23 protein-coding genes and 1 riboswitch are annotated in these 25,231 nt (G+C 70.5%); of the genes, 9 read left to right on the forward strand and 14 right to left on the reverse strand.

From position 1 onward, the window contains the following. Positions 1 to 11: 11 nt before the first annotated feature. A complete protein-coding gene (locus CK206_RS03235; RefSeq protein ID WP_241504281.1) occupies positions 12 to 1,169 on the reverse strand; it encodes a DUF4192 family protein in 1,158 nt (385 codons plus the stop codon). Between the two features lie 286 nt (positions 1,170 to 1,455). Here CK206_RS03235 and CK206_RS03240 point away from each other — a divergent pair, with 286 nt between their 5' ends. The 7 genes from CK206_RS03240 to CK206_RS03270 all read left to right on the forward strand — a co-directional run bounded on the left by CK206_RS03240 (position 1,456) and on the right by CK206_RS03270 (position 8,685). Continuing rightward, positions 1,456 to 2,406, forward strand: coding sequence for a proteasome assembly chaperone family protein (locus tag CK206_RS03240; protein ID WP_096905529.1), 951 nt, complete (start codon positions 1,456 to 1,458; stop codon positions 2,404 to 2,406). A gap of 27 nt (positions 2,407 to 2,433) precedes the next feature. Further along, complete coding sequence (locus CK206_RS03245) at positions 2,434 to 4,980, forward strand: RNA helicase (RefSeq protein WP_096905530.1); 2,547 nt, start codon at positions 2,434 to 2,436, stop codon at positions 4,978 to 4,980. Positions 4,981 to 5,065: 85 nt separating this feature from the next. Beyond that, positions 5,066 to 5,524 carry a DUF3817 domain-containing protein gene (locus tag CK206_RS03250; protein WP_096905531.1) on the forward strand — a complete coding sequence of 153 codons (459 nt, stop codon included), beginning with the start codon at positions 5,066 to 5,068 and terminating at the stop codon, positions 5,522 to 5,524. After that, positions 5,521 to 6,141 carry a TetR/AcrR family transcriptional regulator gene (locus CK206_RS03255; RefSeq protein WP_067715815.1) on the forward strand — a complete coding sequence of 207 codons (621 nt, stop codon included), beginning with the start codon at positions 5,521 to 5,523 and terminating at the stop codon, positions 6,139 to 6,141. Before CK206_RS03250 ends, CK206_RS03255 begins: the two co-directional genes overlap by 4 nt. Positions 6,142 to 6,193: 52 nt before the next feature. Continuing rightward, the gene (locus CK206_RS03260; protein ID WP_067715878.1) at positions 6,194 to 7,009 is read left to right on the forward strand and encodes an NUDIX hydrolase; all 816 of its coding nucleotides are present in this window, start codon (positions 6,194 to 6,196) and stop codon (positions 7,007 to 7,009) included. A gap of 79 nt (positions 7,010 to 7,088) precedes the next feature. Beyond that, positions 7,089 to 8,090 carry a hypothetical protein gene (locus tag CK206_RS03265; protein WP_096905532.1) on the forward strand — a complete coding sequence of 334 codons (1,002 nt, stop codon included), beginning with the start codon at positions 7,089 to 7,091 and terminating at the stop codon, positions 8,088 to 8,090. Between the two features lie 55 nt (positions 8,091 to 8,145). Continuing rightward, positions 8,146 to 8,685: a hypothetical protein gene (locus tag CK206_RS03270; protein ID WP_096905533.1), complete on the forward strand. Its 540-nt coding sequence runs from the start codon at positions 8,146 to 8,148 to the stop codon at positions 8,683 to 8,685. On the opposite strand, the gene CK206_RS03275 is transcribed toward CK206_RS03270, so the two are convergent. Next, positions 8,682 to 9,065 (reverse strand): YchJ family protein, encoded by a 384-nt coding sequence (locus CK206_RS03275; RefSeq protein ID WP_096905534.1) that lies wholly within the window; start codon positions 9,063 to 9,065, stop codon positions 8,682 to 8,684. The two genes, CK206_RS03270 and CK206_RS03275, sit on opposite strands and share 4 nt — an antisense overlap. Before the next feature lie 140 nt (positions 9,066 to 9,205). Here CK206_RS03275 and CK206_RS03280 point away from each other — a divergent pair, with 140 nt between their 5' ends. Both CK206_RS03280 and CK206_RS03285 read left to right on the forward strand, forming a co-directional pair. Further along, positions 9,206 to 9,454 carry a hypothetical protein gene (locus tag CK206_RS03280; RefSeq protein WP_206471979.1) on the forward strand — a complete coding sequence of 83 codons (249 nt, stop codon included), beginning with the start codon at positions 9,206 to 9,208 and terminating at the stop codon, positions 9,452 to 9,454. 42 nt (positions 9,455 to 9,496) lie between these two features. After that, on the forward strand, positions 9,497 to 11,053 hold the full coding sequence (locus tag CK206_RS03285; protein WP_096905535.1) for a fatty acyl-CoA synthetase: 1,557 nt from the start codon (positions 9,497 to 9,499) through the stop codon (positions 11,051 to 11,053). A gap of 15 nt (positions 11,054 to 11,068) precedes the next feature. Here the strand turns inward: CK206_RS03285 and CK206_RS03290 are convergent, their stop codons facing one another. From CK206_RS03290 to CK206_RS03345, 12 genes are all read right to left on the reverse strand, one after another. Then, positions 11,069 to 11,917, reverse strand: coding sequence for an alpha/beta fold hydrolase (locus tag CK206_RS03290; RefSeq protein ID WP_173674757.1), 849 nt, complete (start codon positions 11,915 to 11,917; stop codon positions 11,069 to 11,071). A 26-nt stretch (positions 11,918 to 11,943) separates the two neighbouring features. Further along, a complete protein-coding gene (locus tag CK206_RS03295) occupies positions 11,944 to 12,771 on the reverse strand; it encodes a hypothetical protein (protein ID WP_096905537.1) in 828 nt (275 codons plus the stop codon). A 50-nt stretch (positions 12,772 to 12,821) separates the two neighbouring features. Next, positions 12,822 to 15,701: an aminomethyl-transferring glycine dehydrogenase gene (gene gcvP / locus CK206_RS03300; RefSeq protein ID WP_096905538.1), complete on the reverse strand. Its 2,880-nt coding sequence runs from the start codon at positions 15,699 to 15,701 to the stop codon at positions 12,822 to 12,824. A gap of 177 nt (positions 15,702 to 15,878) precedes the next feature. Further along, a riboswitch (glycine riboswitch) is annotated at positions 15,879 to 15,978 on the reverse strand. A 34-nt stretch (positions 15,979 to 16,012) separates the two neighbouring features. Continuing rightward, complete coding sequence (locus tag CK206_RS03305; protein WP_069390214.1) at positions 16,013 to 16,654, reverse strand: MerR family transcriptional regulator; 642 nt, start codon at positions 16,652 to 16,654, stop codon at positions 16,013 to 16,015. 248 nt (positions 16,655 to 16,902) lie between these two features. Beyond that, on the reverse strand, positions 16,903 to 17,403 hold the full coding sequence (locus CK206_RS03310) for a bifunctional nuclease family protein (RefSeq protein ID WP_096907250.1): 501 nt from the start codon (positions 17,401 to 17,403) through the stop codon (positions 16,903 to 16,905). Between the two features lie 80 nt (positions 17,404 to 17,483). Next, positions 17,484 to 18,218, reverse strand: coding sequence for a MerR family transcriptional regulator (locus tag CK206_RS03315; RefSeq protein WP_096905539.1), 735 nt, complete (start codon positions 18,216 to 18,218; stop codon positions 17,484 to 17,486). Then, positions 18,215 to 18,634 carry an FHA domain-containing protein gene (locus tag CK206_RS03320; RefSeq protein WP_172812138.1) on the reverse strand — a complete coding sequence of 140 codons (420 nt, stop codon included), beginning with the start codon at positions 18,632 to 18,634 and terminating at the stop codon, positions 18,215 to 18,217. The genes CK206_RS03315 and CK206_RS03320 overlap by 4 nt, the downstream gene beginning before the upstream one ends. A 121-nt stretch (positions 18,635 to 18,755) precedes the next feature. Further along, positions 18,756 to 19,160, reverse strand: coding sequence for a glycine cleavage system protein GcvH (gene gcvH / locus CK206_RS03325; RefSeq protein ID WP_067715784.1), 405 nt, complete (start codon positions 19,158 to 19,160; stop codon positions 18,756 to 18,758). 47 nt (positions 19,161 to 19,207) lie between these two features. Next, positions 19,208 to 19,972 (reverse strand): CDP-alcohol phosphatidyltransferase family protein, encoded by a 765-nt coding sequence (locus CK206_RS03330; protein ID WP_096905540.1) that lies wholly within the window; start codon positions 19,970 to 19,972, stop codon positions 19,208 to 19,210. After that, positions 19,969 to 22,266: an accessory Sec system translocase SecA2 gene (secA2, locus tag CK206_RS03335; RefSeq protein WP_096905541.1), complete on the reverse strand. Its 2,298-nt coding sequence runs from the start codon at positions 22,264 to 22,266 to the stop codon at positions 19,969 to 19,971. The genes CK206_RS03330 and secA2 overlap by 4 nt, the downstream gene beginning before the upstream one ends. 87 nt (positions 22,267 to 22,353) lie before the next feature. Continuing rightward, complete coding sequence (locus CK206_RS03340; protein WP_096905542.1) at positions 22,354 to 23,493, reverse strand: hypothetical protein; 1,140 nt, start codon at positions 23,491 to 23,493, stop codon at positions 22,354 to 22,356. A gap of 115 nt (positions 23,494 to 23,608) precedes the next feature. Continuing rightward, positions 23,609 to 25,210, reverse strand: a complete 1,602-nt coding sequence (locus CK206_RS03345; protein WP_067715776.1) for a polyamine aminopropyltransferase — start codon at positions 25,208 to 25,210, stop codon at positions 23,609 to 23,611. Between the last annotated feature and the right edge of the window lie 21 nt (positions 25,211 to 25,231).

Consider the following 25,231-nt stretch of genomic DNA (forward strand, 5'->3'; position numbering starts at 1 on the left):
CCCGGAGCGGCTCAGGCGGCCGCGGCCACCTGCCTGAGCCGTTCCGGAGACAGGCCCGCGTGCAGGCTGTCGATCAGGAGCCGGGCGAGGGAGTTGCCGGCGTCGGCGTCCAGGGCCGCCGACAGGGCCGACCAGGCGTGCACCCCGCTACCGTCGAAGTAGGCCGCGGCGCCGAGTAGCAGGAGCGCCACCGAGCGTTCGCGCCCCGGCCTCCGGCGCGCGACCGCCCACCACACGAGACGTCGGCCGTCGCCGTCGCCCAGACCCCGCTGGGCCAGCCGCCGGTAGATCTCGTCCCGAACCGCGATGACGAGCAGGTCCCGGCCGATTCCGGCGAGCTCGTCGTCGTCGACACTCTCCCCCACCTCCAGTCGACGTGCGGCGTCGTCGTGACGCTCGACCGCCTCGGCCACCACCGCCTCCGCCACCCGACGGGCCCCGTCCACCCGCGGCGGCCCCGACTCGTGGGGATCCTCGTCGCAGGCGTCCGCGTCCCGCACGAGGTACATCCGGTCTATCTCGTCCCGCGAGCCGGCCCGGACCCGGCCACCGTACGCGTGGACCGCGGCGATCTGCGTCGAGTCGGGATCGAGTTGGACCCCACGGACCATCCCGAACAGGTCCACCCACGGTGCGCCCTCGGCGAACTCGCCGACGCCGTAGGCCGCCGCGACCTCTGTGCCCGCGACACCCAGCCAGTACTCGAACGCCGATGCGGCGTCCTCCGCCCGCAAGCCCGCGTGGTAGTCCTCCACGCAGTCCTCGTGCACCACGACCAGATGCACCGACCCGATCCCCTCCCGCGCGCAGAACTGCGCCAACCCGCGCGCGGGACCGGGATCGACAGCCGGGTTCGAGCGCCCCACGGAAGCGTCGTCGGGACCGCCGTCGTGATAACCGTCCACGTCGTCGTCACCGTCGAGCAACTCGTCGTCATCGGGGTCGCCCCGTCCCGCCCCCAGCAACCCGTCGACATCCATACGGACCACCGGCCCCTGCCCGCCGTCGGCCGTCTCGCCGCACAGCACCACCACCGACCCCCGGCCCGGTGGGAACCCGAGCATCGCCGGTATGGAGGCGATCAACTCCTCCGGCGAGGAGATCACCACCGTCGCCCGTCCGTCCGCCCCGTCATCGTCGATCATCTCGCCGGTCGTCATCGTCCTCATCCGTCTCCTGTCTCGCGCGTCCTGGGCCCCGCCCGGGTCCCGGCCCGCAGGTGCCGTGCACCGGTCTCACCATCGGGCACGTGGTCGGCCACCGGAGGCCTGCGGGCGTCCTGTCGCGCCCCGCCTGTGGAGAGGGGGACGACCTGTGGGGAACGGCAGGGGCACCGCCACCGGGGAATCAACCCGGGCGCGGTGTCGTTGTCACAGTTGTGAACCCCGTCCCGGATGGACGACCGGGCGACCCCGTACTCCCGACGGACGGGGTGTGGTGACGAGAGGAGTCGACATGGCCAGGCACAGCGATCTGTACCGAATGATCGAACCCGTTCCCGACCTGCGTTCTGAGGACGGCCGCGGGCCGGTCCTCGTGCACGGACTCGAGGGGTTCTCGGATGCCGGCCAGGCGATCCAGGGCGTGGCCGAACACCTCCGCGAAACCCTGGACTCGCAGCTGATCGTCGAGTTCGACGTCGACGAGCTGGTGGACTACCGGTCCCGCCGCCCCCACCTGAAATACTCGTTCGATCGGTTCTCCGAGTACGACCAGCCGACGATCCAACTGCACGCCGTCAAGGCCACCGACGGCACGTCGTTCCTGTTGCTCTCGGGCCTCGAACCCGACCTGAAGTGGGACGGTTTCACCAACTCCGTGATCGATCTGGCCGCCACCTTCGGCGTCCGCATGTCGATCGGACTCGGGGCCATGCCGCTGGGCGTGCCGCACACCCGGCCGACCAACTCCAGCGCCCACGCCAGTGATGTGGACCTCATCCAGGGGTTCACCGCCTGGCCCGGCGAGTTCTCCGTGCCCGGCAACGTGACCTCACTGCTCGAGCTGCGGATGGCCGAGCACGGGATCCCGTCCGCGGGCTTCACCGTGCACGTCCCCCAGTACCTGTCCCAGACCGCGTACCCCGCGGCGGTGCTCAACCTCGTCGACAACGTCTCGCGGCTCGCGGACCTCGAGCTGCCGACCACCGGACTGGAGAAGGCCGCCGAGGAGTTCACCGCGCAGGTCAACGCGCAGATCGAGAACAACCACGAGGTCCTCACCGCCGTCGAGCTCATGGAGAAGCAGTACGACCAGTTCATGGAGACGCGGCTGGGCTCCGATTCACTCAACCCCGGCGGCAAGCCGTTGCCCTCCGGCGACGAGATCGGTGCCGAGTTCGAGCGGTTCCTGGCCCAGCAGGCCGAGGACGACGGGTCGGGCCGGGGCCCGGAGATGAACGACTGACCGACCCCGGCGACTAGGCTCGGACCGGTGCATCTGCCCCACCTCCTCGCCGACCTCGACGACGTCCCCGCCGACCTGCACGACGAGGCGGTGTTCGACGCGTTCGTGGCGTGGGCCGCCGACCGGGGGCTGACGCCGTACCCGGCGCAGGAAGAAGCCGTCCTCGAGATCGCCGCCGGCAGCCACGTGATCCTGGCCACCCCCACAGGCTCCGGCAAGTCCCTCGTGGCACTGGGGGCCCACTTCTCGGCGATGGCACGAGGTGTCCGCAGCTACTACACCGCCCCCATCAAGGCGCTCGTCAGCGAGAAGTTCTTCGCACTGTGCGAGGTCTTCGGCGCCGAGAACGTGGGCATGCTCACCGGCGACGCCTCGGTCAACGCCGACGCCCCCATCGTCTGCGCCACCGCCGAGATCGTCGCCAACATCGCCCTGCGAGAGGGGTCGGCCGCCGACATCGGCCAGGTGGTGATGGACGAGTTCCACTACTACTCCGAGCCGGACCGCGGGTGGGCCTGGCAGGTGCCGCTCATCGAACTGCCCGACACGCAGTTCCTGCTCATGTCCGCGACCCTCGGGGACGTCGACTGGTTGCGGGAGGACCTGCGTCGGCGCACGGGTCGGGAGTGCGTGCACATCGGCGGCACCGAACGCCCCGTCCCCCTGTCGTTCGAGTACGAGCTCAGCGGCGTCCACGAGACGGTGGAACTGCTCCTCCGTGACGGCAAGGCCCCCGTCTACATCGTCCACTTCACCCAGGCCGCCGCACTCGAACAGGCCCAGGCGTTGACCTCGCTCTCGGTGGCGACCAAGGAGCGCAAGGCCGCGGTCTCCGAGGAGATCGGCGGGTTCCGGTTCAGCACCGCGTTCGGCCGCACCCTGCGCAAACTCCTGCTCCACGGGATCGGCGTCCACCACGCGGGCATGCTCCCCAAATACCGGCGGCTGGTGGAGCGGCTGGCGCAGGACGGCCTGCTCACCGTCATCTGCGGTACGGACACCCTCGGCGTCGGGATCAACGTGCCCATCCGGACCGTGCTGTTCACCGGCCTGACCAAGTTCGACGGCCGTCGTCAGCGGGTCCTCAAGGCCCGCGAGTTCCACCAGATCGCGGGCCGTGCCGGTCGGGCCGGGTTCGACACCGAGGGGTTCGTGGTGGTGCTCGCCCCCGAGCACGAGATCGAGAACGCCAAGGCCGCCGCGAAGGCCGCCGCCAACCCCAAGAAGAAGGCCAAGGCGGGCAAGAAGAAGCCCCCCGAGGGGTTCGTCAACTGGTCCCGGTCGACCTTCGACAAGCTCGTCGGCGCGCAGCCGGAGGAACTGACCAGTCGCTTCGAGGTGAGCAACTCGATGCTGCTCAACATCATCTCCCGACCCGGCAGTTGCTACGACCACATGCGGCACCTGCTGTTGTCCTCGCACGAGACCCGCGCGCGGGTACGTCGGCACGTGCTCCGCGCGATCGAGCTGTTCCGCGGACTGGAGGCCGCCGGGATCGTGGAACGGCTCCCGGAGCCCGACGGCGACGGGCGGCACGTCCGGCTGACGGTGGACCTCCAACGGGATTTCGCGCTGAACCAGCCGCTGGCGCCGTTCGCGATCGCTGCGATGGAGGTGCTCGACCCGGAGTCCCCCACCCCCGAGCTGGACTTGGTCTCGGTGATCGAGGCCGTGCTCGACGATCCCCGGCCGATCCTGTACGCCCAGCAGCGCCAGGCCCGTGGGGAGGCGATCGGGGCGCTCAAGGCCGACGGGGTCGAGTACTCCGAGCGCATGGAGTTGGTCGAGGACATCTCGTGGCCCAAGCCGCTCGGGGACCTCATCGCCGACGCGTACGACGCCTACCGCGCAGGGCATCCGTGGGTCGCCGGGATCGAACCTTCACCGAAATCGGTCATCCGGGAGATGGTCGAACGGGGCATGACGTTCTCGGACCTCGTCTCGGCCTACGGGCTCGGCCGCTCCGAGGGAGCCGTCCTGCGCTACCTCACCGACGCCTACCGGGCACTGCGCCAGACCGTCCCCGCCGACCGACGCTCCGAGGAGTTCGAGGACCTGGTCGAGTGGCTGGGCGAACTGGTCCGACAGGTGGACTCGAGCCTGCTGGACGAGTGGGAGCTCCTCACCGACCCGGATGTGTCGTCCGCCCAGGTCGCGGAGCTCGCGTTCGGTGAGTCCGCCGGGAACACCAGGCCCGTCACCGCGAACAGGCGCGCGTTCCGCGTGATGGTGCGCAACGCGATGTTCCGCCGCGTCGAACTGCTCTCGCGCGACGACATCGAGCGGTTGGCGGAACTTGACGCCGACGTGCCCGACCACCCCGACTGGGACTCGGAGATCGACGCCTACTGGGACGAGTACGACGCCATCGGAACCGGGCCGGCGGCCCGTGGCCCCGCACTGTTCACGGTCACCGAGTCGGGCCCCGGCGTGGAGACCAATACGTGGCGGGTCCGGCAGGTGCTCGACGACCCGGAGGGCGACCACGGTTGGGCGATCGAGGGTGTGGTGGACCTGGCGGCCTGCGACGAGGCGGGCGAGGTGCGTTTCGCCTCACTCGCCCTCCACGGGTGAACCCGCCCCCGACCTGGAACCTACCCGCGCGGCCCGGGTCCGTAGCATGTCCGACGAACCCCGACCCGATCGATGGAGGACAGTTGTGACCCCCCGCATCCTGTACAAGAGACTCGCGCTCGCGGAGGTGGTCACCTGGACGCTCCTGATCCTGGGCATGATCGGCAAGTACGGCTTGGGATTCGACTGGGCGACCATGGTCGGCGGCAGCGTCCACGGGTTCGTGTTCCTCTGCTACGCGGTGGCCACCGTCGCGGTCTGGACCGACAAGCGGTGGACCGCAGGGACCGGTGTCCTCGGTCTGGCCTCCGCCGTGATCCCCTATGCGACCGTCCCGTTCGAGCGGTCGGTGGAGCGTCGTGGACTGCTCGACGGCCCGTGGCGGGTCGGCCCGGAGGGCGACGCCCCGCGTACGCTCCCGGAGCGCGTGCTGGCCTTCGCGGTGCGGTCGCCCGCCCTCGCGTTGGTGGCGACGCTCGTCGTGGTGGCGATCGTGTTCTCGCTGTTGCTGATGGCCGGCCCGCCGACCGAGTGGTTCTCGTGACCCCCACCCGCGAACCCGGCCGCCGGGAGTTGAACAAGGCCGACAAGCAGCGGCGCATCCACGCGGCCGCCCGCGACCTGTTCACCCGTCGCGGCTACTCCTCGGTGACCACCCAGGAGGTCGCCGATCTGGCCGAGGTCGGGACGGGGACGCTGTTCCGGTACGCGCAGTCCAAGGGCGAACTGTTGTGCATGGTCGCCAACGACGAGTTCCGCGCGATGGTCGAGACCGTCCCGGCCACCGGCGACCCGGTGAACGATCTCGTCACCCTGTGCGAACCTCTCCTGGTGGCGCTCGACAGGCAGCCGGAGAACATCGCGGCGTACCACCGCGAGACGCTGTTCGGGGAGCCCGGGCCGCACCGCGCGGAGGCGCAACGCATCCTCGGAGAGCTTCGCGACCTCATCGCCGGCGTCCTCGCAGGTCACTCGGGCACCTCCGCGACCGCGGACGACCTCGCCGGTCCGGCCCAGACCGTGTTCGACGTGCTCTACATGACCATCGTGCGGTGCGGGGTGGAGCGCTCCCCCGTCAGCGACAGCCGCGGGACTGTCACCGAGCAGGTCCGCCACGTGCTCTACGGCGTCCTGCCTCCGGCTGCCACGGGTTCCGACTGACCACACCCACCCCGGTGTGGGGCGCGCCACCGCGTCGGGCGAGACTGACAGCATGACCGAGGTTGACCAGAGCACCGCCCGCCCCGTCAAGGACGCCTCCACCGTGATGGTGATCCGCGATTCCACCGCCGGCCCGGAGGTGTTCGTCGCCCGCCGCGTCAAGGGTATGGCGTTCGCCGGTGGGATGACCGTCTTCCCGGGTGGAGGGGTGGACGCCGCCGACGACGACCCCGACCTCGCGTGGACGGGCCCGGCCCCCACCTGGTGGGCCGAGCGCCTCGGGTGCGACGAGCCGCGGGCCCGCCGGCTGGTCTGCGCCGCCGCCCGGGAGACGTTCGAGGAGTGCGGTGTCCTGTTGGCGGATCACCTCGACGGAGCCGCGGTCTCGGATGCCGGCAGGTACCACTCGGCCCGGGCCGAGCTCGAAGCCCACGAATTGTCGTTCAGCGGCTTCCTGGAGCGGGAGGAGCTCTCGCTGGCCGCCGGCCGTCTCCGTCCGTTCGACCACTGGATCACTCCCGAGGTCGAGAAGCGCCGGTACGACACCCGGTTCTTCCTCGCCGCACTGCCGGGCGGGCAGGAGCCGGACGACCTGACCACCGAGGTGGACCTGACCATGTGGGCCCGCCCCGTGGACCTGCTGGCGGACTTCCGTACGGGCCACTCGATGCTGCTGCCGCCCACCTGGACCCAGCTACGCCACCTCGCCGAGTTCGCTGACGTCGACTCCGCACTGGCCGCGTCCCGGACCATCGCGCCGATCCAACCGGAGATCATCGAGCACCGCGGCGGCATCAGGGTCGGGTTCGACGGCTCCGACGAGTACTGGTCGGACTATCAGGCAGGGCATCCGCCGACCGGGAACTGATCGGCGCGCGCCGGGACCCGTGCGCCGGACCCTGTCGAACCGCTCACGGAGACGGTGGCTCGGTGGTTGACTGCCTTGCATGCCGGCATTCGAGTTCGACGTGGACGCGTCGATCGCGGCCGGGTGGGACCGTTTCGCCTCCCACCTGGCCGATCTCCTGCGCGACCTGGTCCCCGGCGCGATCTTCGACCTGGCGGTACCCGTCCTCGGTGCGCCCTCCGCGCACACGCCGTACATCCGGTTCACCGCCGTCGCCTCCGGGCGGGTCGACGCCGAGGTCTCCGGCGGCGGTTCTGAGGACACCCCCACCCCCCTGCGCCCCGCGCAACTGGCGCAGCTCTCGGCCCTCGGATGGCAGGCCGCCGACACGGGTCGTGAACCGGATCCCGCCGCCGGCCCACGTGTCAGCCTGACGACGGACCGGGCCCGCGAGCTGTCCCACCTCGTCGCCGGGACCCTGGAACAGGTGTTCGGGATCCGACACCCGGTGTTCCTGCACGATGTCACCGACTCCGATCCGGATGACCTCGTCGGCGCGCGTCCGGTCGAGCCCGGGGCTCCGGACGGGGACCCGGACGGGGACCCGTCCGACGCCGGGAGCCCCCCGGGCGGCGAGGATGACTTCCGCCCGCAGCCGATCACCGATCCGGACCAGGCGACCCGGGCTGTGGAAGCGGCCCTCACCGAGGTCTACCGGCGGCGCGTCCGGGCCGACGAGCACGATGTCTTCACCGTCCCCGCCGGGTGCGTCCTGCTCTTCGTGCGCGCGCACCGTTCCCTGCCGCTCATCGTGTTCCGCAGTCCGCTGGTGTCGGTGGTGGAGGACGCGGCCGCCGCGGAGACCGAGGTCGCGATCCTCAACCGCGACTCCTTGTGGTGCCGGTACGTCTTCGACGGCGAGGCGATCACCGCCGAGTCGGAGTTCGTCGACCGGGTGTTCGTGCCGGTCAACTTCAAGATCCAGCTGGCCGAGATCTCCGCGGAGCTCGATGACGTCTACCCGGACCTCGTACGCCGGGTCGCGGGCAAACACTCGCGGGACCTGCGAGCCTCCGATGACCCCGACCCCGACGGGCCGTAGGATCAGGGACTGCCGGGACCGGCCCGGCGCACGATCCCGCCACAGGAGCGCCCCTATGCGTCGCGCCGCCCTCGCCGCCGTGGTCACGGCGGCGACCGTGTTGACCAGTGCCTGCTCTCCGTCGCTCCTCGGCGACGACGACGAACGCGCCGTGCCCGTCCCCACCGCCGAGCCCAGCGGCCCGCTGCCCTCATCCCAGCAGTTCGACCGCCCGTTCCCCGTCTCGGGCGATCTGTGGGACGCCACCGTCACCGTGTCGAACCTGCGGATCGAGCCGTCCTCCGCGTACTCGGACGCCGTGCTGGTGGTGGATGTCCGTGCCGTGCAGTCGTCCGGGCAGCCCGAGCTGGGTCCGGCCGACTTCTCCGCCTTCGACCCCTCGGGACGACCCTTCGAGCGGATCCAGAACCCCGCGGGAATCGTCGACGACCCGCTGGTCCCCTCGGTCCTGGCCACCCCCGGCGAGGAGATCCGGGGAATGGTGGCCTGGACGGTGCCCCGCGGTGTCAGGATCGGCCGGATCGATGTGACCACCCCCGGCACGATCAGTTCGTTCATCGTGACCCGCCAGCCGGACGACCCCGCCCGGTCCTAGTCGCCCGCGGGATCCGACCCCGTCAGGTACGTCCAGCGCCCGCCCCTGCGCTCGAACAGCGACCGTTCCCGCATCACGGTCGGGCCCTCCGGGCCGGTGTACCGCGCTTCGAACTCGACCACCCCGTCGTCGTCGCCCTCATCTCCGGCGACCACCTCCACGACGGTGAGCCCGGTCCACTCCACGTCGGATGCCTCGACCGTCGGCGGCCTGGTCCGGGGATGCCACGTGCGCCAGAGATGGTCCGTGTGCCCCAGCACGAACGCCGTGTACCGCGACCGCATCAGCCGCTCGGCCGTGCGCGCGGGTAGGCCGTCCTCGACGATCGGACCGCAGCACGTCCCGAACCCGTCCCCACTGCCACACGGGCATGCGCTCATCGGTCCACTCCGTTCACCCTGCGATCCGATCCGATCAGGATACCGCCGTCGCACCGGGCGGCCACCGACCCGCCCCGTACCGCCACCGGACGCCGCGCGTCCACCCCCGGCCTTCCCGACGGTCTATCCTCGCTGGTGACATGACTGGTTTCGCTTCCCTCCGCTCGCTCGCGCGACGCCGCCCGGACCCCGACCTCGCACCCCTGCGCGTGCGCTCCTGCCGCGACCTGTGCAATTGGAACGAGACCCCGGTCGAGCGTCGGGGAGAGCCGCTGTTCGCGTGCCGCGGATGCGGATCCCAGTGGGTCCCGAGTGAACCGTGGACCCCGCGCGAGGCCACCGGGGAGATCCCCCGGGCCGTCCTGGACCTCCTCCGGTCCGGCGACTGACCACCCGGGGTACGACGTCACCGTCCGCTATAGAGTCGGACCATGACCACGACCCCTCTGTCCCCCCTCTCGTCCGCCGGCGCCGGGACCGTCGACGCGATCCTGCGACGGTCCGCCCGCCGGTTCCCCGACCGGGTCGCCCTGACCTTCGCCGACCGTCGCTGGACCTACGCCGAACTCGACACCGCCGTCGACCGGGTCGCCTCCCTGCTCGCCGCTCGGGGGCTCGACGACGGTGCGCGGATCGCCGCCTACGGGGTCAACTCGGACGCCTACCTCATCGGCTTTCTCGCGACCTCACGGGCGGGGTACACCCACGTCCCGGTGAACTACGCCCTGACGGGCGGAGAGCTCGAGTACCTCCTGACGGATTCCGGCGCCTCACTCGTGCTGGTCGACCCCGCACAGGCGCCGACCCTCGAGACCGTCGTCCAGACCCTGCCGTCGCTGCAGACGCTCGCGCTGCAACCCGCCGCCGGGGACCCCGCCGACGGCACGCTGCTGGGCGCGGCAGTGGATCGGGGCGAGGCCCGGCCCGTCGACTCCCCCGCATCCGGGAGCGACCTCGCGCAGCTCCTGTACACCTCGGGCACCACCTCGCGGCCCAAGGGCGCGATGATGACGCACGCGGCACTGGCGCACGAGTACGTCAGCTGCATCCTCTCCCTCGACCTCGCCGCGGATGACGCACCACTGGTGACGATGCCGCTGTACCACTCCGCGGCCATGCACGTGTTCGCGATGCCCTACCTCTCGCTGGGGGCGACGGTGCACCTGATGGCCGCGCCCGACATCCCGGAGATCCTCCGGCGCGTCGAGGAGGACGGGATCGGGTCGCTGTTCCTCGCACCGACGGTCTGGGTTCCGCTGGCCTCTCACCCCGACCTCGACACGCGTGACCTGTCGAGCCTGCGCAAGGCCCAGTACGGCGCGTCGATCATGCCGGTCACCGTGCTGCAGCGCCTGCGCGACAAGTACCCCGAGCTCGGTTTCTACAACTGCTTCGGGCAGTCCGAGATCGGGCCGCTGGCGTGCGTCCTGCGTCCCGAGGAGCACGATGCACGCCCGGCCAGTGCCGGCCGTCCCGTCTTCTTCGTCGAGGCGCGCGTCGTCGACGAGAGCGGCGCGGAGGTCGCGGCCGGCGAGCAGGGTGAGATCGTCTACCGCTCCCCGCAACTGTGCCAGGGGTACTGGAACAAGCCCGAGGCCACGCAGGAGGCGTTCCGCGACGGGTGGTTCCACTCCGGGGACCTCGTGGTGCGTGACCCGGAGGGGTTCGTCGAGGTGGTCGACCGGATTAAGGACGTCATCAACACCGGCGGTGTCCTGGTGGCCTCCCGCGAGGTGGAGGACGCCGTGTACCGGGACGAGCGGGTCGCCGAGGTCGCCGTGATCGGCACCCCGGATCCCAAGTGGATCGAGGCGGTGACCGCGGTCGTCGTCCTCAAGGACGGAGTTCACGCCACGGAGGACGAGATCGTCGCGGGCACGCGCGAGCACCTCGCCCCGTTCAAGGTGCCCAAGCGGGTGGTGTTCGTCGATGAACTGCCCCGCAACCAGTCCGGAAAGCTCCTCAAGCGGGAGCTGCGGCAGGACTGACACGCCTCGGGGCGGTCAGGCGATCCGGGCCAGGACCTCGCGTGCCACCAACGCGGGGGCCTGTTCCGGTATCCAGTGACCGAGGTCATCGAGCGGGACGAAACGGTACTCGGCCGTCACCCGCTCCGCCGTCGCGTCGGCCCCGCTGCGCGCGACCGCGGGATCCTGCCCGCCCCACAGGAAGGTGGTGGGGACGGTGACGTCGGGGAGGTCGTACCTCCGCATCGCGCGGTACCAGTGCAGGGCCGCGGTCAGGGCCGAGCGCTCCCCGAGCACCTCGAGATGCCTGTCCACCAGATCCGGCGGTACCTGCCCGCCGAACATGGCACGCAATCGGTGGGCATCCCCCTCGAGGAGCACGTCCTCGGCCTTGCCCTCCTGTCGGAACAATCCGAAGTACGCCGACCGGGCCTGTTGATCGGGATCCGCCCCGATCGCATCGGAGAACGCCGCGAGATGCGGGATCGAGATGGCCGTGAGACTCGCGACCCGATCGGCGTGGTGGGCGGCCAGCCACCATGCCACGGACGCCCCCCAGTCATGACCGACCACGTGGACACGCTCGAGCCCCAGACCGTCCGCCACGGCGAGGGCGTCAGCCGACAGGTGCTCGATGGCATAGTCCGCCACATCGTGCGGACGCGCTCCGGGCGAGTATCCACGCTGCATGGGGGCCACCACCCGGACACCCTGAGTCACCAGGTCCGCGGCGACGCGTTCCCATTCCCACGCCGACTCGGGGAAGCCGTGCAGGGCCAACACCGTCCGCACCGGTGCAGTGTCGGCCGCGTGGCCGTCCGGCTCCCACACCAGGACGTCGAGGGTGCCTGCCGGGACGTCCACGGTCGTTCTCCGGGGTTCCATGGAGCGGACCCTAGCGCGCCACCGGGTCAGCGCGGGCGGGTTTCCCGATGCGTCCGGTCGGACGCGCCCGAGCAGTCGGCCGGCGCCCGCCGGTCGTGCCACTCCCGGACGAGCCACATCTCGATCACCAGCGGGTCGACGGCCGCCTCGCGAGCCCACGCGGCGACCACGTCCAGGTAACGCTGGTAGCGCCGCGGGGTCAGCCGGGAGGCCGAGTCGATCTCGGTCCAGCCGGCGTGGATCAGGGTGCCGATCCCCGCCGGATCGACCGGCACGATATCCGGCGCCGACCAGGCCATGCCCAACGACGACAGGTACAGCGACGCCAGGGGGTACCCCAGGTCGGGAACGCCGCGCCCCGCTCTGCCGGCGGGAGCCCCGTGCCGCAGGAGGTTCATCGCCTCCACCGGCGCGTCGAGCCAGTCCACCACCTCGTGCAGCACGAGTGGGTATCCGTGGGAGGAGACCGATACCCGACCGTGCCGGTCCCGCTCGGCCACCCGGAAGTCCGGCAGCCCGCGCCGCACCCCCGATCGCGACGGGTGGCCGGACAGCCAGGCGGCGCACATGTAGAGCGCCACGACGGATTCCTCGAGACTGCCCCGGGCACGCCGACCCGCCGCCCACAGGTCGCTCCTGCGGAGGTACCCGGGCCCGGACTCGACCCGCCCGCCGTCGAGGCCACCGGCGACCAGGCGTAGGTCGACGCGCTTCTCCGCGAGGCGCAGGTTCCACAGGTCCAGATCGATCCCGACGTACTCGTCGGCGACCAGCAGCGCGGGAGGCTGCGCGCGGCACCACTCGCGGCAGGCCGCGGGGAGTGCGGGGATCGGGTGGGGTCCGGTCGTCGTCATGCCCCGTACCGTGTCATGCGGGTACGACAACACCGGACCCCGGCGCCGGCTCAGTCCTCTGCGAACGCGTCCAACGGCGGGCACGAGCAGACCAGGTTGCGGTCGCCGTAGGCCCCGTCGATCCGGCGGACGGCCGGCCACACCTTCGGGCGCCAGGTCGACCCCAGGGGGTACCCCGCGACGCTGCGCGGGTAGGCGTGCGCCCACTCGTCGGCGGACACGCTCTCGGCCGTGTGGGGCGCGCCCCTGAGCGGGTTGTCGTCCACGGTCCACTCACCGTCGGAGACGCGGTCGATCTCGGAGCGAATGGCCGCCATCGCATCACAGAACGCGTCCAGTTCGGACAGGTCCTCGCTCTCGGTCGGCTCGACCATGAGCGTGTTGGGGACCGGGAAGCTCATGGTGGGCGCGTGGAAGCCGTAGTCGGCGAGACGCTTCGCGACGTCGTCGATCGAGATGCCGACCGAGTCGATGAGCGGGCGCAGGTCGAGGATGCACTCGTGGGCGACCCACCCGCCGTCACCGGAGTACAGCACCGGGAAGTGCTCCCCGATACGCCGGGCCAGATAGTTCGCGCTGGCGATGGCGGTGAGCGTGGCCCGGCGCAGTCCGTCGGCCCCCATCATCCGCACGTACGCCCACGTGATGGGCAGGATCGACGCGGAGCCGAACGCGGCCGAGGAGACCACGCCACCCGCGCCCAGGCCGTCCTCGTGGGGATGCCCGGGCAGGAAATCGCGCAGGTGCTCGGCCACCGCGACGGGGCCGACACCCGGCCCACCGCCACCGTGGGGGATACAGAAGGTCTTGTGCAGATTGAGGTGGCTCACGTCGCCCCCGAACCGGCCCGGACGTGCGACCCCGACCAGCGCGTTGAGGTTGGCCCCGTCGATGTAGACCTGACCCCCGGCATCGTGGACGATCGCGCAGATCTCCTCGATGTCGTGCTCGTAGACGCCGTGTGTGGACGGGTAGGTGATCATGATCGCCGACAGTTCGGCGCCGTACTTGTCCACCTTCGCGCGCAGGTCGTCGACGTCGACATCGCCGTTCTCACGGCACGCCACCACGACGACCTTCATTCCGGCCATGACCGCGGAGGCGGCATTGGTGCCGTGGGCGGACGACGGGATGAGGCAGACCGTCCGGTCCTCCTCCCCGCGCGATCGGTGATAACCGCGGATCGCGAGGAGTCCGGCATATTCGCCCTGGCTACCGGCATTGGGCTGCAGACTGACCGCCGCGTACCCGGTGATGTCGACGAGCCACTGCTCGACATCCGCGACGAGTTCGCGGATTCCGGCGCTCTGGTCCGCCGGGGCGAACGGGTGGAGTCGGTTGAACTCCGGCCACGTGATGGGCTCCATCTCGCTGGTGGCGTTGAGCTTCATCGTGCACGAGCCCAGCGGGATCATGGTCCGGTCCAGCGCCATGTCCTTGTCCGAGAGCGCCCGCAGGTACCTCAGCATCGCGGTCTCGGTGCGGTACCGCACGAACGCCTCGTGCTGGAGGAACTCGCTCGTGCGATCCCCGTGTCCCGGATCCACCGGGATCTCGACGGCCCCGACGGCACCTGCGCCGAATGCCTCGAGCACGATCCCGACGTGCTCGGCGGTGGTGGCCTCGTCACACGCGATCGACACGGAGTCGTCGTCGACCTTCCACAGGTTCACCCCGCGCGCGGCGGCGGCGGCCAGTACCTCATCAGCGCGTCCCGGTACACGGGTCAGGACCGTGTCGAAGAACTCGTCGTGGACGACGTCGACCCCGGCCGAGCGCAGCCCCCGGGCGAGAGCGTCGGCGTGGGCGTGCACCCGGCGGGCGATCGCCGAGAGACCGTCGGCGCCGTGATAGGACGCGTACATCGCGGCCAGAACCGCCAGGAGGACCTGGGCGGTGCAGATGTTGGACGTCGCCTTCTCCCGGCGGATGTGCTGCTCACGGGTCTGGAGGGCGAGCCGGTAGGCGACCCGGCCGTCGGCGTCGGTCGACACCCCGACCAGGCGCCCCGGAAGGTTGCGGGCGTGCGCGCTGCGGCACGCGAGGAAACCGGCGTGCGGCCCGCCGAAGCCCATCGGCACCCCGAAGCGCTGGGTGGTGCCGAAACACGCGTCCGCACCCTTCTCCCCCGCGGGGGTCAGGACCGTCGCCGCCAGCAGGTCGACACCCGCGGCGACCATGGCGCCCCGCTCGTGGCACTGCTCGATGAGCCCGGACACGTCGGCGACACGACCGGACGCGCCGGGGGTCTGCACGAGCGCCCCGAAGAACTCTCCCTCGGGCAGGCCGTCGTCCAGCAGGTTCGCCGTGACCAGTTCGATGCCCAGGGGCTCCGCGCGGGTGGCGAGGATCGCCGCGGTCTGGGGGAAGATGTCGGTGTCGACGGCGAAGCGGGGGCTCTTGGAGGAGCGGTTGGCCCGTCGCAGCATCGTCATAGCCTCGGCCGCGGCCGTGCCCTCGTCCAGCATGGAAGCGTTAGCCATGTCCATACCGGTCAGGTCGGAGACCATCGTCTGGAAGTTCAGGAGCGCCTCGAGACGGCCCTGGCTGATCTCCGGCTGGTAGGGGGTGTAGCCCGTGTACCACGCCGGGCTCTCGATGATGTTCCGGATCAGTACCGGCGGAGTGAGCGTGTCGTAGTAGCCCTGGCCGATCATCGACACGGCGACGGTGTTGCGGTTGGCGAGTTCGCGCAGCGCCGCGAGGGTGTCCGCCTCCGACAGCGGCTCCGGTAGGGCGTCGATCCCCTCCGCGCGCCCGTCTGGTCCCACCTCGTCGAGGATGACCGAGGGCACGGCCCGCTCGGCGAGTTCATCCAGCGAACCCACGCCGATGGTGTCGAGGATGCGTTCCAGGCCGTGGGCGTCGGGGCCCAGATGGCGGGCGACGAACTCGCCTCCGGTCCGGGCGGTGTCAGGGGTCGTCGTCACAGGTGCTCCTCAGGTGGCGGGGCCGCCCGGAAAGGCGGCCTGCGGGCCGGTGCTACCCTCTCCGCTCTGTCCCCTGCCGGACGGGTGCCGGCGCCTGAGAGATTCACCGAGCCGCGTGTGCGGCCCCGGCTTTCCCCGTGGGCGGGTGGTCTGTTCCACCGCTCTCCAGAGGCGTTAGGCGACTACACGGTCCGGGTGCCTGAGAGATTCTCGGAGAGGAGTTGCTCCTTCGGCGCCCGCGACCGACAAGGCCGCGGAGCTCTCCCGTGAGTCGCGTGAACGCATGGCCGAGTCTAGACCACCGGCGCCGATCAGCCCGTGCGGCGTGAGGCGCGAGCGCGCCGTCGGGCCGCCAGCTCGTCCTCCACCGGTGCGAGGATGTCGTCCTCGGAGACCGTCTCCGCGGGGAACTCGGCGATCGACCCGGCGAGCTCACGCATCGCGCCCCCGATACCGATGCCGAACACGCCCTGCCCGCCCTGGAGCAGGTCGAACACCTCCTCCTTGGAGGTGCACTCGAACACGGTGCGGCCATCCGAGAACAGGGTGATGGTAGCCAGGTCCTCCACGCCCCGTGACCGGATCTGATCCACGGCCTTCCGGATGTTCTGGAGCGAGATACCGGTGTCGAGCAGCTGCTTGACGATCTTCAGGACGAGGATGTCCTTGAACGAGTACAGGCGCTGGCTACCCGAGCCGGCCGCATTGCGGATCGAGGGCACCACGAGGTCGGTGCGTGCCCAGTAATCGAGCTGCCGGTAGGTGATCCCGGCGATCTGGCATGCGATCGGGACCCGGTACCCGCTCGTGCCGTCCGGGATCCCGTCATCGGGGAACAACCCGGGCTGCACCTCGTCGAAGGAAGCCTGGGTGCCCTCTCCTCGGTCCCCGAAGAGACTCTCCGTGTTCGTATCGGCGACGGACGGCTCCGAGACCCGGGTGTGGTCGGCCACGATTGCTCCCTCAAGCTGCGGGTGTCGCCACGATCGTGACGACACGGTACCGGGCGACGAGGCCCGGATCCTGGACGCGTGAACACCATCGGTGTAGTTCACTGAGGGCAACGCTATGCCCGCCGGGGGCCCTGATCAATAGGACACGCGGTAAACCTCAACCTCAAGTTGAAGTTTAGAGTCTGTCCTGACCTGCGAACTGGTATCGGTGTGGCCACTGTGAATGCCAAACTCGCAGGTCGCAGGCGTCAGGACGATGACCCGCCCGGTTCTCTGGGCGCCTCCGGTCCGCCGAGAAAATCGTCAGGGTTCACCTGATCGAGGAACTCCCGGAAGGCTTCGACCTCTTCCTCGCCCTGCTCCACGAGGGAGATCCCCACCTCGTCGAGCACCTCCCGGCTCACGAGTACCGGCGAGGAGGTCCGCAGTGCGACCGCCACCGCGTCGGACGGGCGCGCGGACACCCTCGTGTCGCCGAAGACCAACTCCGCGAAGAACGTCCCCTCGGACACTCCGATGATCTCCACCTGCTCCAGCGGATGCGAGAAGGTGTCCAGTAGCGCGGCCACGAGGTCGTGGGTCAGCGGCCTGCTCGGCCGCACCCCCTGCTGTTGGAGGCTGATCGCCGCGGCTTCGGCCGCCCCGATCCAGATCGGTACGTACCGGCCACCGTCCTTCTCGTGCAGGATCAATACGGGTGCGTACTCCGGCTCCTCGAAACGGACGCCGACGATGTCGACCTCGCGCATGTTCTTTCCCATGTTCTCCGCCTCTCCCACGTCTCAAGCGTAGCCCCGATCCGGTTCACCGCGAGCGGGCGCTGTTCCCGTCAGGACTCGAGGGCGTGCCTCACGGCGACGGTCACCAGGGTCGAATGGAGCGACACCGACAGTGCCGCGATCTCCCGCGCCAACTCCGCGGCCCGGTCACGGGCATCGGCATCGCCCTGGCGAGCCACCGGGCCGGCGATCTGGGTGATCAACCCGGTCTGCCGATCCGCCGCCGTGCGGAACCCCCTGAGGTGACGCACATCCACCCCGTGCGCGGCCAGGTCGTGCGCGGTCCGCGCCACGAGCACCGCCTCCGGGTCGAAGAACCCGCCGGGGCCCGCGGCGATCAGGCCCGCGTCGATCAGCGCGTCGACCAGAGCGGCGTCCACCCCGGACTGCTCGACCACGTTCTCGCGGGTGAGCCTCTTCAGGGTGTCGCTTCGGAAGTCGTCCGGGGTCGACCCGGGGACGCCGTCCTCGCCGGGCCGCGGCCGCAGCGCGGTGGTCGACCCGTCGGCGATGCCGGCGTCCAGCGCGTCGAGCTCCTGCCGGATCACCTTGAGGGGCAGATACCGATCGCGCTGGGCGGTCAGGACGTACCGCAGCCGCTCGCGGTCCTCGACGCTGAAGCGCCGGTACCCGCTCGCGGTGCGTTCAGGGGTGACCAGCCCCTCGTTCTCGAGGAACCGGACCTTCGACACCGTCAGGTCCGGGAACTCCGGACTCAGAAGTGCGATGACGCCCCCGATGGAGAGGTACTCCTCCCTCGGGGCGCCCTGCCCGGCGGCGGTCACTGCCCGGGCGTACCCGTCAGGAAGACGAGACGGAACTTGCCGATCTGGACCTCGTCGCCGTTGGACAGCGACGCCGAGTCCACGGGCTCACGATTGACGTAGGTACCGTTCAGCGACCCCACGTCGACGACGGTGAAGGTCTCGCTCTCGCTCCGGAACTCGGCGTGCCGCCGGCTCACCGTAACGTCGTCGAGGAAGATGTCGCTGTCCGGGTGCCGTCCCGCGGACGTGGTGGCCTGGTCGAGCAGGAACCTCGACCCCGCGTTGGGGCCACGCTTGACCACGAGCAGCGCCTGCCCCTCGGGGAGCCCCTCGACACCGGTGACGGCGGAGTCGGACTGGGCCGCCTGCTGGTCGGATTCGTTGAGGAGCTCGGCACGGAACACCGAGGTGGTCTCGGCGGTCGCCTCGGGCATGTTCTTGTTCTCGGTCACGTTCGTATCTCCTCGTCCGAGCCCAGCGGGGGCTCACCGTGCGGTGCTGTTGATTCTATGTCGGAGTCCCCGGTCGCGGGGCCCGGGGGCGGCGACTACCCGCTCAGCCCTCGGTGATCTTGGCGTACCCGTCCGAATCGAGGGTCTGCTCGAGCTGGGACTCCAGGTCGTCCACATCGGCGATCTCGAGGACGACGATCCACCCCTCACCGTACGGATCCGAGTTGACCAGTTCGGGAGACGTCTCGAGGGCGGTGTTGACCTCGACGACCTTGCCGCTCAGTGGCGCGTAGAGGTCGGACACGCTCTTCGGCGACTCGACCTCACCGAAGGGCTCACCCGACTCGGTCTCCCCACCGACGTCCGGGAGTTGGACGAACACGATGTCGCCCAACTTGGACTGCGCGTACTCGGTGATACCGATGCGCACGCGGGTGTCCGACACCCGCTCCACCCACTCGTGCTCATCGGTGTACCGGAGCTGGTCGGGGATGTTCTGATCGCTCACTGACGCGCCCTTCTCGAGTGGCTCACTTCGAATTCCATCTGGCGACATTACACACCGTCGGGCGCCCCCACATCAGCCGATCGGACCCCGCGCGGGGGAACCGCCCGCGCGATCCGCCACGCCTGCCACACGTAGATGCCCCCACTCCAGGCGTACAGGCCGACACCCCAGTACAGGCACGCCTCCCCCACGAGCTGGAAGGCCTGTCCACCCGGCACACCGGCGTGGCCGGCCAGCAACAGCGGGAGCGACCAGAACAGGGCGAAGGTCGCCGCCTTGCCCAGATAGGTGACCTCGGGGTCCAGCCCGCGCCGGCGATAGACCGGGAGCGTGGCCGTCAGCAGGAGGTCCCTGGCGATCAGGACCACCACGATCCACACGGGGATGTATCCCGCGACCGCGAAGGCCACCGGCACGGCGGCGACCAGGATCCGGTCCGCGATCGGGTCCAGTCGCTCGCCCCAGGTCGAGCGCATATTCCACAGACGCGCGATCTTGCCGTCGAGCCAGTCCGAGATGACCAACACCCCGAGCAACCACAAGGCCAGGGGTGGGTCGTCCCACGCCAGGATGCTCAGGATGAGAACCGGGATCAGCGCGATCCGCGCGAGCGAGATCGCGTTGGGCAGCGTCCAGAACCGATCGCTGACCTCAGGTACGCGGGCCGGCGATTCGGGGCCCAGGCCCGGCGGGACCGCCGCGGACAGGTGCCCGTCGCGGGGAGGCGGGATCCTGGCGCCCAGGACCTTGCCCTCTCCGGTCCGCCACTCCCGGAGGTCGGTTTCCCGCCTGCCGTCGCGCGCCGCATTCATCGGAACGTCGACATCATCCCGGAGAAGACGTTCCCACCGGCCGCCATCGGGTTGTCGTGGACCATGTAGGTCCAGGTCGAGGTGGGCCGTGCCATGGAATTGGCCTCGAGGTCCACCCCGGAGGCGGTGAACTCGATCTCGGCGAACGTGGTCTCGGACTTGCGGACCGCGTCGGAGGCGAGATCGCGGAAGTGGTCGATCGCGATCCGGTGGAACTCGTCGAGGGGGTTCTCGCGTCCCAGCGCGCGGAGGTGGATCGACTCGCGGACGTCGTTCATCGTCTCGAGATGTCGCGCCCAACCACGGTCGAGATGCCACAGCATGATCTCGCGGCATCCCTGCACCACGGCGTCGCGGCCGTGCGCCTCCACCAGTCGGGCACTCCGTTCGGGATCATGTGCCGTGAGTTCCTCGAACGCCTTGTCCGTGCGGAGCAGCGCGGCACGTCGCTCGGCGAGGATGTCGCGCTGCTCGGCGAGGAGACGGCTGTAGCGCCAGGTGTTGGCGTGGATCTCCAGCATCTGTCCCTCGGTCACCCGCTGCGCGTGATCGACGGCGTCACGACCGCGATTGCCCTTGAGCAACCCGGTGATCCGGTCGTGGGCGGTCGGGATCTTCTCGGGTTCGAGCGCCGAGGTCACCACCGGGTCGTCCATGGACGCGAAGAACACCGAGCTACCCGGGTCGCCCTGACGCCCCGCCCGTCCTCTGAGCTGGTTGTCGAGTCGCTCCGTCCGGTGTCGACCGGTACCCACCACGTGCAGTCCGCCGAGCTCCACGACCTCGTCGCGCCGCGACTCGTCGGAACCACCGAGCCGGATGTCCGTCCCGCGGCCGGCCATCTGGGTGGAGACGGTGACGTTCCCCACGTCGCCCGCCTCGGCGATGATCGCCGCCTCCTCCTCGTCGTTCTTGGCGTTGAGGACCGCGCAGTCGACACCCTTCTCGGCGAGCCGCGCGGCCAGTTCCTCGGACTCGGCCACGTCGTGTGTGCCCACCAGGACCGGCTGGCCGGTGGCGTGGACGCTCACGATGTGCTCGACCACGGCGCGAGTCTTGCTGTCGGTGTCGATGTAGGTCCGATCGGCCTCGTCGAAACGGATGTTCGGCGCATTGGAGTCGATCTGGGACACGCCCAGGGAGTAGAACTCGCGCAGCTGGGCACCGGCGGCGAGCGCGGTACCGGTCATGCCGCACACCTTGTCGTACCGCCCGATGAAGGCCTGGACCGTGAGACTGTCCAGAATCTGGCCCGCTTCGGACACCGGGACGCCCTCCTTGGCCTCCACGGCGGCCTGGAGTCCGTCCGGCCACCGCTGGAGCTCGGCCACGCGCCCGCGCGAGGCGTTGACCAGTTGCACCCGTCCGTCGCGGACGATGTAGTCCACGTCCCTGCGCAGGAGGAAGCACGCGTGGAGGGCCACGTTGACCTGCACGAGGGTGGTACCGACGTGGTCGGCGTCGTACAGGTCGGCGATGCCGAGTTCGGTCTCGATGGCCTCGGCACCGTCCTCGGTGAGGAAGATGTTGCGCCGCTCGGAATCGGTCTCGTAGTGCCGCCCCGGGCGCAGCTTGCGCACCGCGGCCAGGACCTCCCCTGTCGGCGCCTCCCCGGACGTGGACCCCGCCAGCACCAACGGCACGAGAGCCTCGTCCACCAACACCGAGTCGGCCTCGTCCACGAGGGCCACGTCCGTCGTCGGGGAGATGAGGTCCGACGGGTTGGTCACCAATTGCTCGCGGAGGACGTCGAAACCGATCTCCGAGACCGAGCCGTAGGTGACATCGCAGCCGTAGGCGTCACGCCGTTCATCGCGTGTCGAGGATTCGGTGACGTGGCCGACCGACAGTCCCAGCAGCTCGAACATCGGGCCCATCCAGCGGGCGTCCCGGGCGGCGAGGTAGTCGTTGACGGAGACGACGTGGACGGTGTGTCCCTGGAGGGCGTACCCCGCCGCCGCCACCGCCCCGGAGAGGGTCTTGCCCTCGCCCGTCGCCATCTCCACGACATCGCCGGAGAACATGCGCAACGCGCCCTGGAGTTGGACGTCGAACGGCCTCAGCCCCACCGTCCGGTCGGCGGCCTCCCTGGCCAGTGCGAGGAAGCGGGCGAGGTCCTCGGGAGGATCCCCGAAGAGCTGCAGGTCGTGCGCCGTGTCCGCGAACTCGCCGTCGTCCAGTCCCGCCGCCCACCCGTCGTACTCGTGCGAGGCCTCGACCGCGCTCTGCGCGCGCGAGGTGTCGCGTCCCTGGGTGGAGCCCATGAGCTTCCAGAAGCGGTTGGCCAATCCCACGCGTGGAGTCCTTCCCGGTCACGAACAGATGCGTCCACCGTACGCAGGCGGGACGCGGGCGGGGACGTGCCCCGCCGGTCACGGCGTCTAGCGCTCCGGGTCGATCTGGCCCCGCAACCGCCGCATGGCCTCCGTCGAGAGCATCCGGTCACCCGCGCGCGCCGCCAGATGCTCGGCCGCCACATCCGCCGGGGAGGGACGGTAGGGGGTCGAGGGCGACGCCACACCGTTGTCACGGGCGATGCCGGCGAGACGGTCCGCCTCCGCCACCGCGGCCTCGGCCCGCGACTCCACCGACTCGACGAGCTCCCGGAACGCGACCGCCCTGTCGACGACCTCCGCCCACACCTCGTCGATGGAGACGCCCATACCGGTCAGAGTGGTGAAACCGTCGCTCGCCGGCGGCACCCCGGCCGTGGCCGCGGCCTCGCGCAGTCGGCACAGATCCCCGGCGAGGCCGACCACCTCGGATTCGGCGTCGAACTGCAGCCGGATCTCCTCCACCGACCGTCCGCCCCGCGAGTACGCGCGGTACAGACGGTCGTACAGACCACCGACCTCCATGAGGGTTGCCGTATACATCTCGGGAATCCGACGCCGGTCCGCGCGGATGTGCGGGAGCGAGGGAAGGGACTGCACCACCGACTGCACCCGTGGTGGCAACACCACCCGGCCCATCTCCCGCTGCCCTCTGGCCGCTGCGACCGTCCCGAGCTCCGCGAGGGTCCGGGGCACGAGCGGGACGGGGGCCATGGTCGGCGTCGATGCCAGGGCGTCGAACAACCGGCCACGGTCATCGGTGTCCAGGTGCACACCGCGCCGCCGGTCGGCGCGGATGTCCTTGACCCGGAAAGCCCAGACGCCGGAACCCCGGGTGAACCCGGTCCGCAGGACGAGGTACTTCCGGTCGAGATCTGCGAGTCGGGTCCGCAGCGCCATGCGCAACATGGAGGGCACCGGGGTGCCGAGGATCCGCCTCAGATCGTGGCGCTGCTCCTCGATGATCCGGAGCTGGTGGAATCCGTTCACAGTCGGGAACGGCAGATTGCGGTGCATCCGGGCCAGGACGACGTCGCCGATGCAGGGTTCGATCAGCCCGCAGGCGACGAGCAGAGCCGCCCGGTCGGACAACTCTGCCACAGGGGCCTGCCCCTCCCCCCGGCACATGCGGTCGATATCGGACACGATCCGGTCCCGTGCCGTCTGTGGCGTGCGCTCGTCGGCCATGCCCCTCCTCGCCCGCGCGTCCGGCGCGCGGCTCTTCTCACGGGATACCTATCGGTTACAACGGTAGGCCCCGGCCCCGTGTTCCCCCGCGGGGGGCAGGCCGGCTCCGCACCGGTCAGCGTTCATAGCCACGTCGGGCGTCATCGAGGATCCGGGGCCGGTCGAGTGTGGAGGGCTCGAGTCGCATCGGGGCCACGTCGCGACCGAACCGGCCGGCTGCCTCGAGGGTCCCCTGGTCGAGGTATCGCAGGCCGGTGACGTCGGGCCGCAGTCGGAGATCCGGGGCGTCACCGTCGGCCGAGGCCAGGACGAAACCCCAGTCCCCGAACGTCGGGACGTGAACGTGGTACGGGGTCGTGCCCCATCCCGCGGAATCGACTGTCGACACCGTCCGCCAGAACTGCCGCGGTGTGGAGAACGGGCTCCCCGATTGGACGACCATGAGGCCGTCATCGCCGGTGACCCCGCGCACGAGGCCGTAGAACTCCTCGGAATACAGGCGGGACAGCGCGGCGTTGCGCGGGTCCGGCAGATCCACGAGCACCGCCCCGAAGCCGCCCGGCGGCACGGCGCCGTCGCCGCCCCGGCGCAGCCACGCGAAGGCGTCGTCGACCACCACCTCGACGCGCGGGTCGTCGAGGGAACCCCGGTTGTCCGCGCGCAGCTCGGTGCGGGCGATCTCCAGCACGGCCGGGTCGAGCTCCACCTGGACCACTCGCCGAACGCCCGGCACGGCCAGGAGGTCTCGGGCCGCCAGACCGTCGCCGCCGCCGAGTACCAACACGTCGCCGGGCCGCTCGGCCATCGCGGGCTGGACCAGCGCCTCGGTGTACCGGTACTCGTCCAGACTCGAGTACTGGAGCGTGCCGTCGAGGTACAGACGGCGGTCCGTGCGGCCGTTGTACCTCGCTCTGGTGACGACGATCTCCTGGTAGGCGGACTGGGTGTGGGAGAGCACCGGGTCCGGGTACAGCTTGGACCGCGACCACTCGGTGACGTCGTCGAGCGCGACGAGCAGCGTGCCCAGCAGAGCCGCGACCAGCGCGAGCGACAACGCCGCTACGGCAGTCTGCGTCCGGGTCAGCAGACCCCGCAACGCGAGCGCGAGCAGCACGGCCGCGGCGGCCACGTTGACCACCCCCGTGATGGCGGCGGCCTGCTGCATCCCGAACGACGGCAGGAGCAGGAACGGCCACAGCAGTCCCCCGACGAGCGCCCCCAGGTAGTCGGCGGCGTTGAGATCGGCCAGTACCCGGCCGGCCTCGGCCGACCCGGTCCGGCGGCCGGTCTGCAGCAGGGACATGAGCAGTGGCACCTCTGCGCCCACCAGCACGCCGATCGCGGCGGTGGCCACCACCAGCGTCACCAACGACGCCGAGTCCGACCCCAGGGTCGTGAAGGTCACATAGAGCGCCGTGGCCGACGCCCCACCGACGAGCCCCAGCGTCGACTCGACGGCGACGAAGCTCGACGCCGGGCGGTCGACGAACGGCTTGGCCAGCAATGCGCCGAGGCCGAGGGCCGCGACGTACCCGGCCACCACGAGACTCGTGGCGACGATCCCTCCGCCCTGGACTGTCGTCGCGAGCGTGAGGAGGGCGAGCTCGTAGATGAGCCCGCAGGCGGCGCACGCGGCGACGGAGGCCAGCACGACAGGACGCCACCAGCGGCCGGCGCGCGGCGGGGGTTCTCCGGCAGGGTCCGCCTCCGTCGGCACGGGAACCGCCGTGCCGACCTC

It is taken from the genome of Dietzia sp. WMMA184 (assembly GCF_002441635.1).
GTDB classification, from domain to species: Bacteria; Actinomycetota; Actinomycetes; order Mycobacteriales; family Mycobacteriaceae; genus Dietzia; species Dietzia kunjamensis.

Bases quoted from the DNA above. Each gene is read 5' to 3' on its own strand.
- CK206_RS03265 (WP_096905532.1), top strand. From the start codon at position 7,089: ATGCCGGCATTCGAGTTCGACGTGGACGCGTCGATCGCGGCCGGGTGG.
- CK206_RS03340 (WP_096905542.1), bottom strand. From the start codon at position 23,493: ATGGCCGACGAGCGCACGCCACAGACGGCACGGGACCGGATCGTGTCC.
- CK206_RS03275 (WP_096905534.1), bottom strand. From the start codon at position 9,065: ATGAGCGCATGCCCGTGTGGCAGTGGGGACGGGTTCGGGACGTGCTGC.
- CK206_RS03260 (WP_067715878.1), top strand. From the start codon at position 6,194: ATGACCGAGGTTGACCAGAGCACCGCCCGCCCCGTCAAGGACGCCTCC.
- CK206_RS03240 (WP_096905529.1), top strand. From the start codon at position 1,456: ATGGCCAGGCACAGCGATCTGTACCGAATGATCGAACCCGTTCCCGAC.
- CK206_RS03270 (WP_096905533.1), top strand. From the start codon at position 8,146: ATGCGTCGCGCCGCCCTCGCCGCCGTGGTCACGGCGGCGACCGTGTTG.
- CK206_RS03235 (WP_241504281.1), bottom strand. From the start codon at position 1,169: ATGAGGACGATGACGACCGGCGAGATGATCGACGATGACGGGGCGGAC.
- CK206_RS03330 (WP_096905540.1), bottom strand. From the start codon at position 19,972: ATGAATGCGGCGCGCGACGGCAGGCGGGAAACCGACCTCCGGGAGTGG.
- CK206_RS03295 (WP_096905537.1), bottom strand. From the start codon at position 12,771: ATGACGACGACCGGACCCCACCCGATCCCCGCACTCCCCGCGGCCTGC.
- CK206_RS03310 (WP_096907250.1), bottom strand. From the start codon at position 17,403: ATGCGCGAGGTCGACATCGTCGGCGTCCGTTTCGAGGAGCCGGAGTAC.
- CK206_RS03320 (WP_172812138.1), bottom strand. From the start codon at position 18,634: ATGCCCGAGGCGACCGCCGAGACCACCTCGGTGTTCCGTGCCGAGCTC.
- CK206_RS03290 (WP_173674757.1), bottom strand. From the start codon at position 11,917: ATGGAACCCCGGAGAACGACCGTGGACGTCCCGGCAGGCACCCTCGAC.
- CK206_RS03280 (WP_206471979.1), top strand. From the start codon at position 9,206: ATGACTGGTTTCGCTTCCCTCCGCTCGCTCGCGCGACGCCGCCCGGAC.
- CK206_RS03285 (WP_096905535.1), top strand. From the start codon at position 9,497: ATGACCACGACCCCTCTGTCCCCCCTCTCGTCCGCCGGCGCCGGGACC.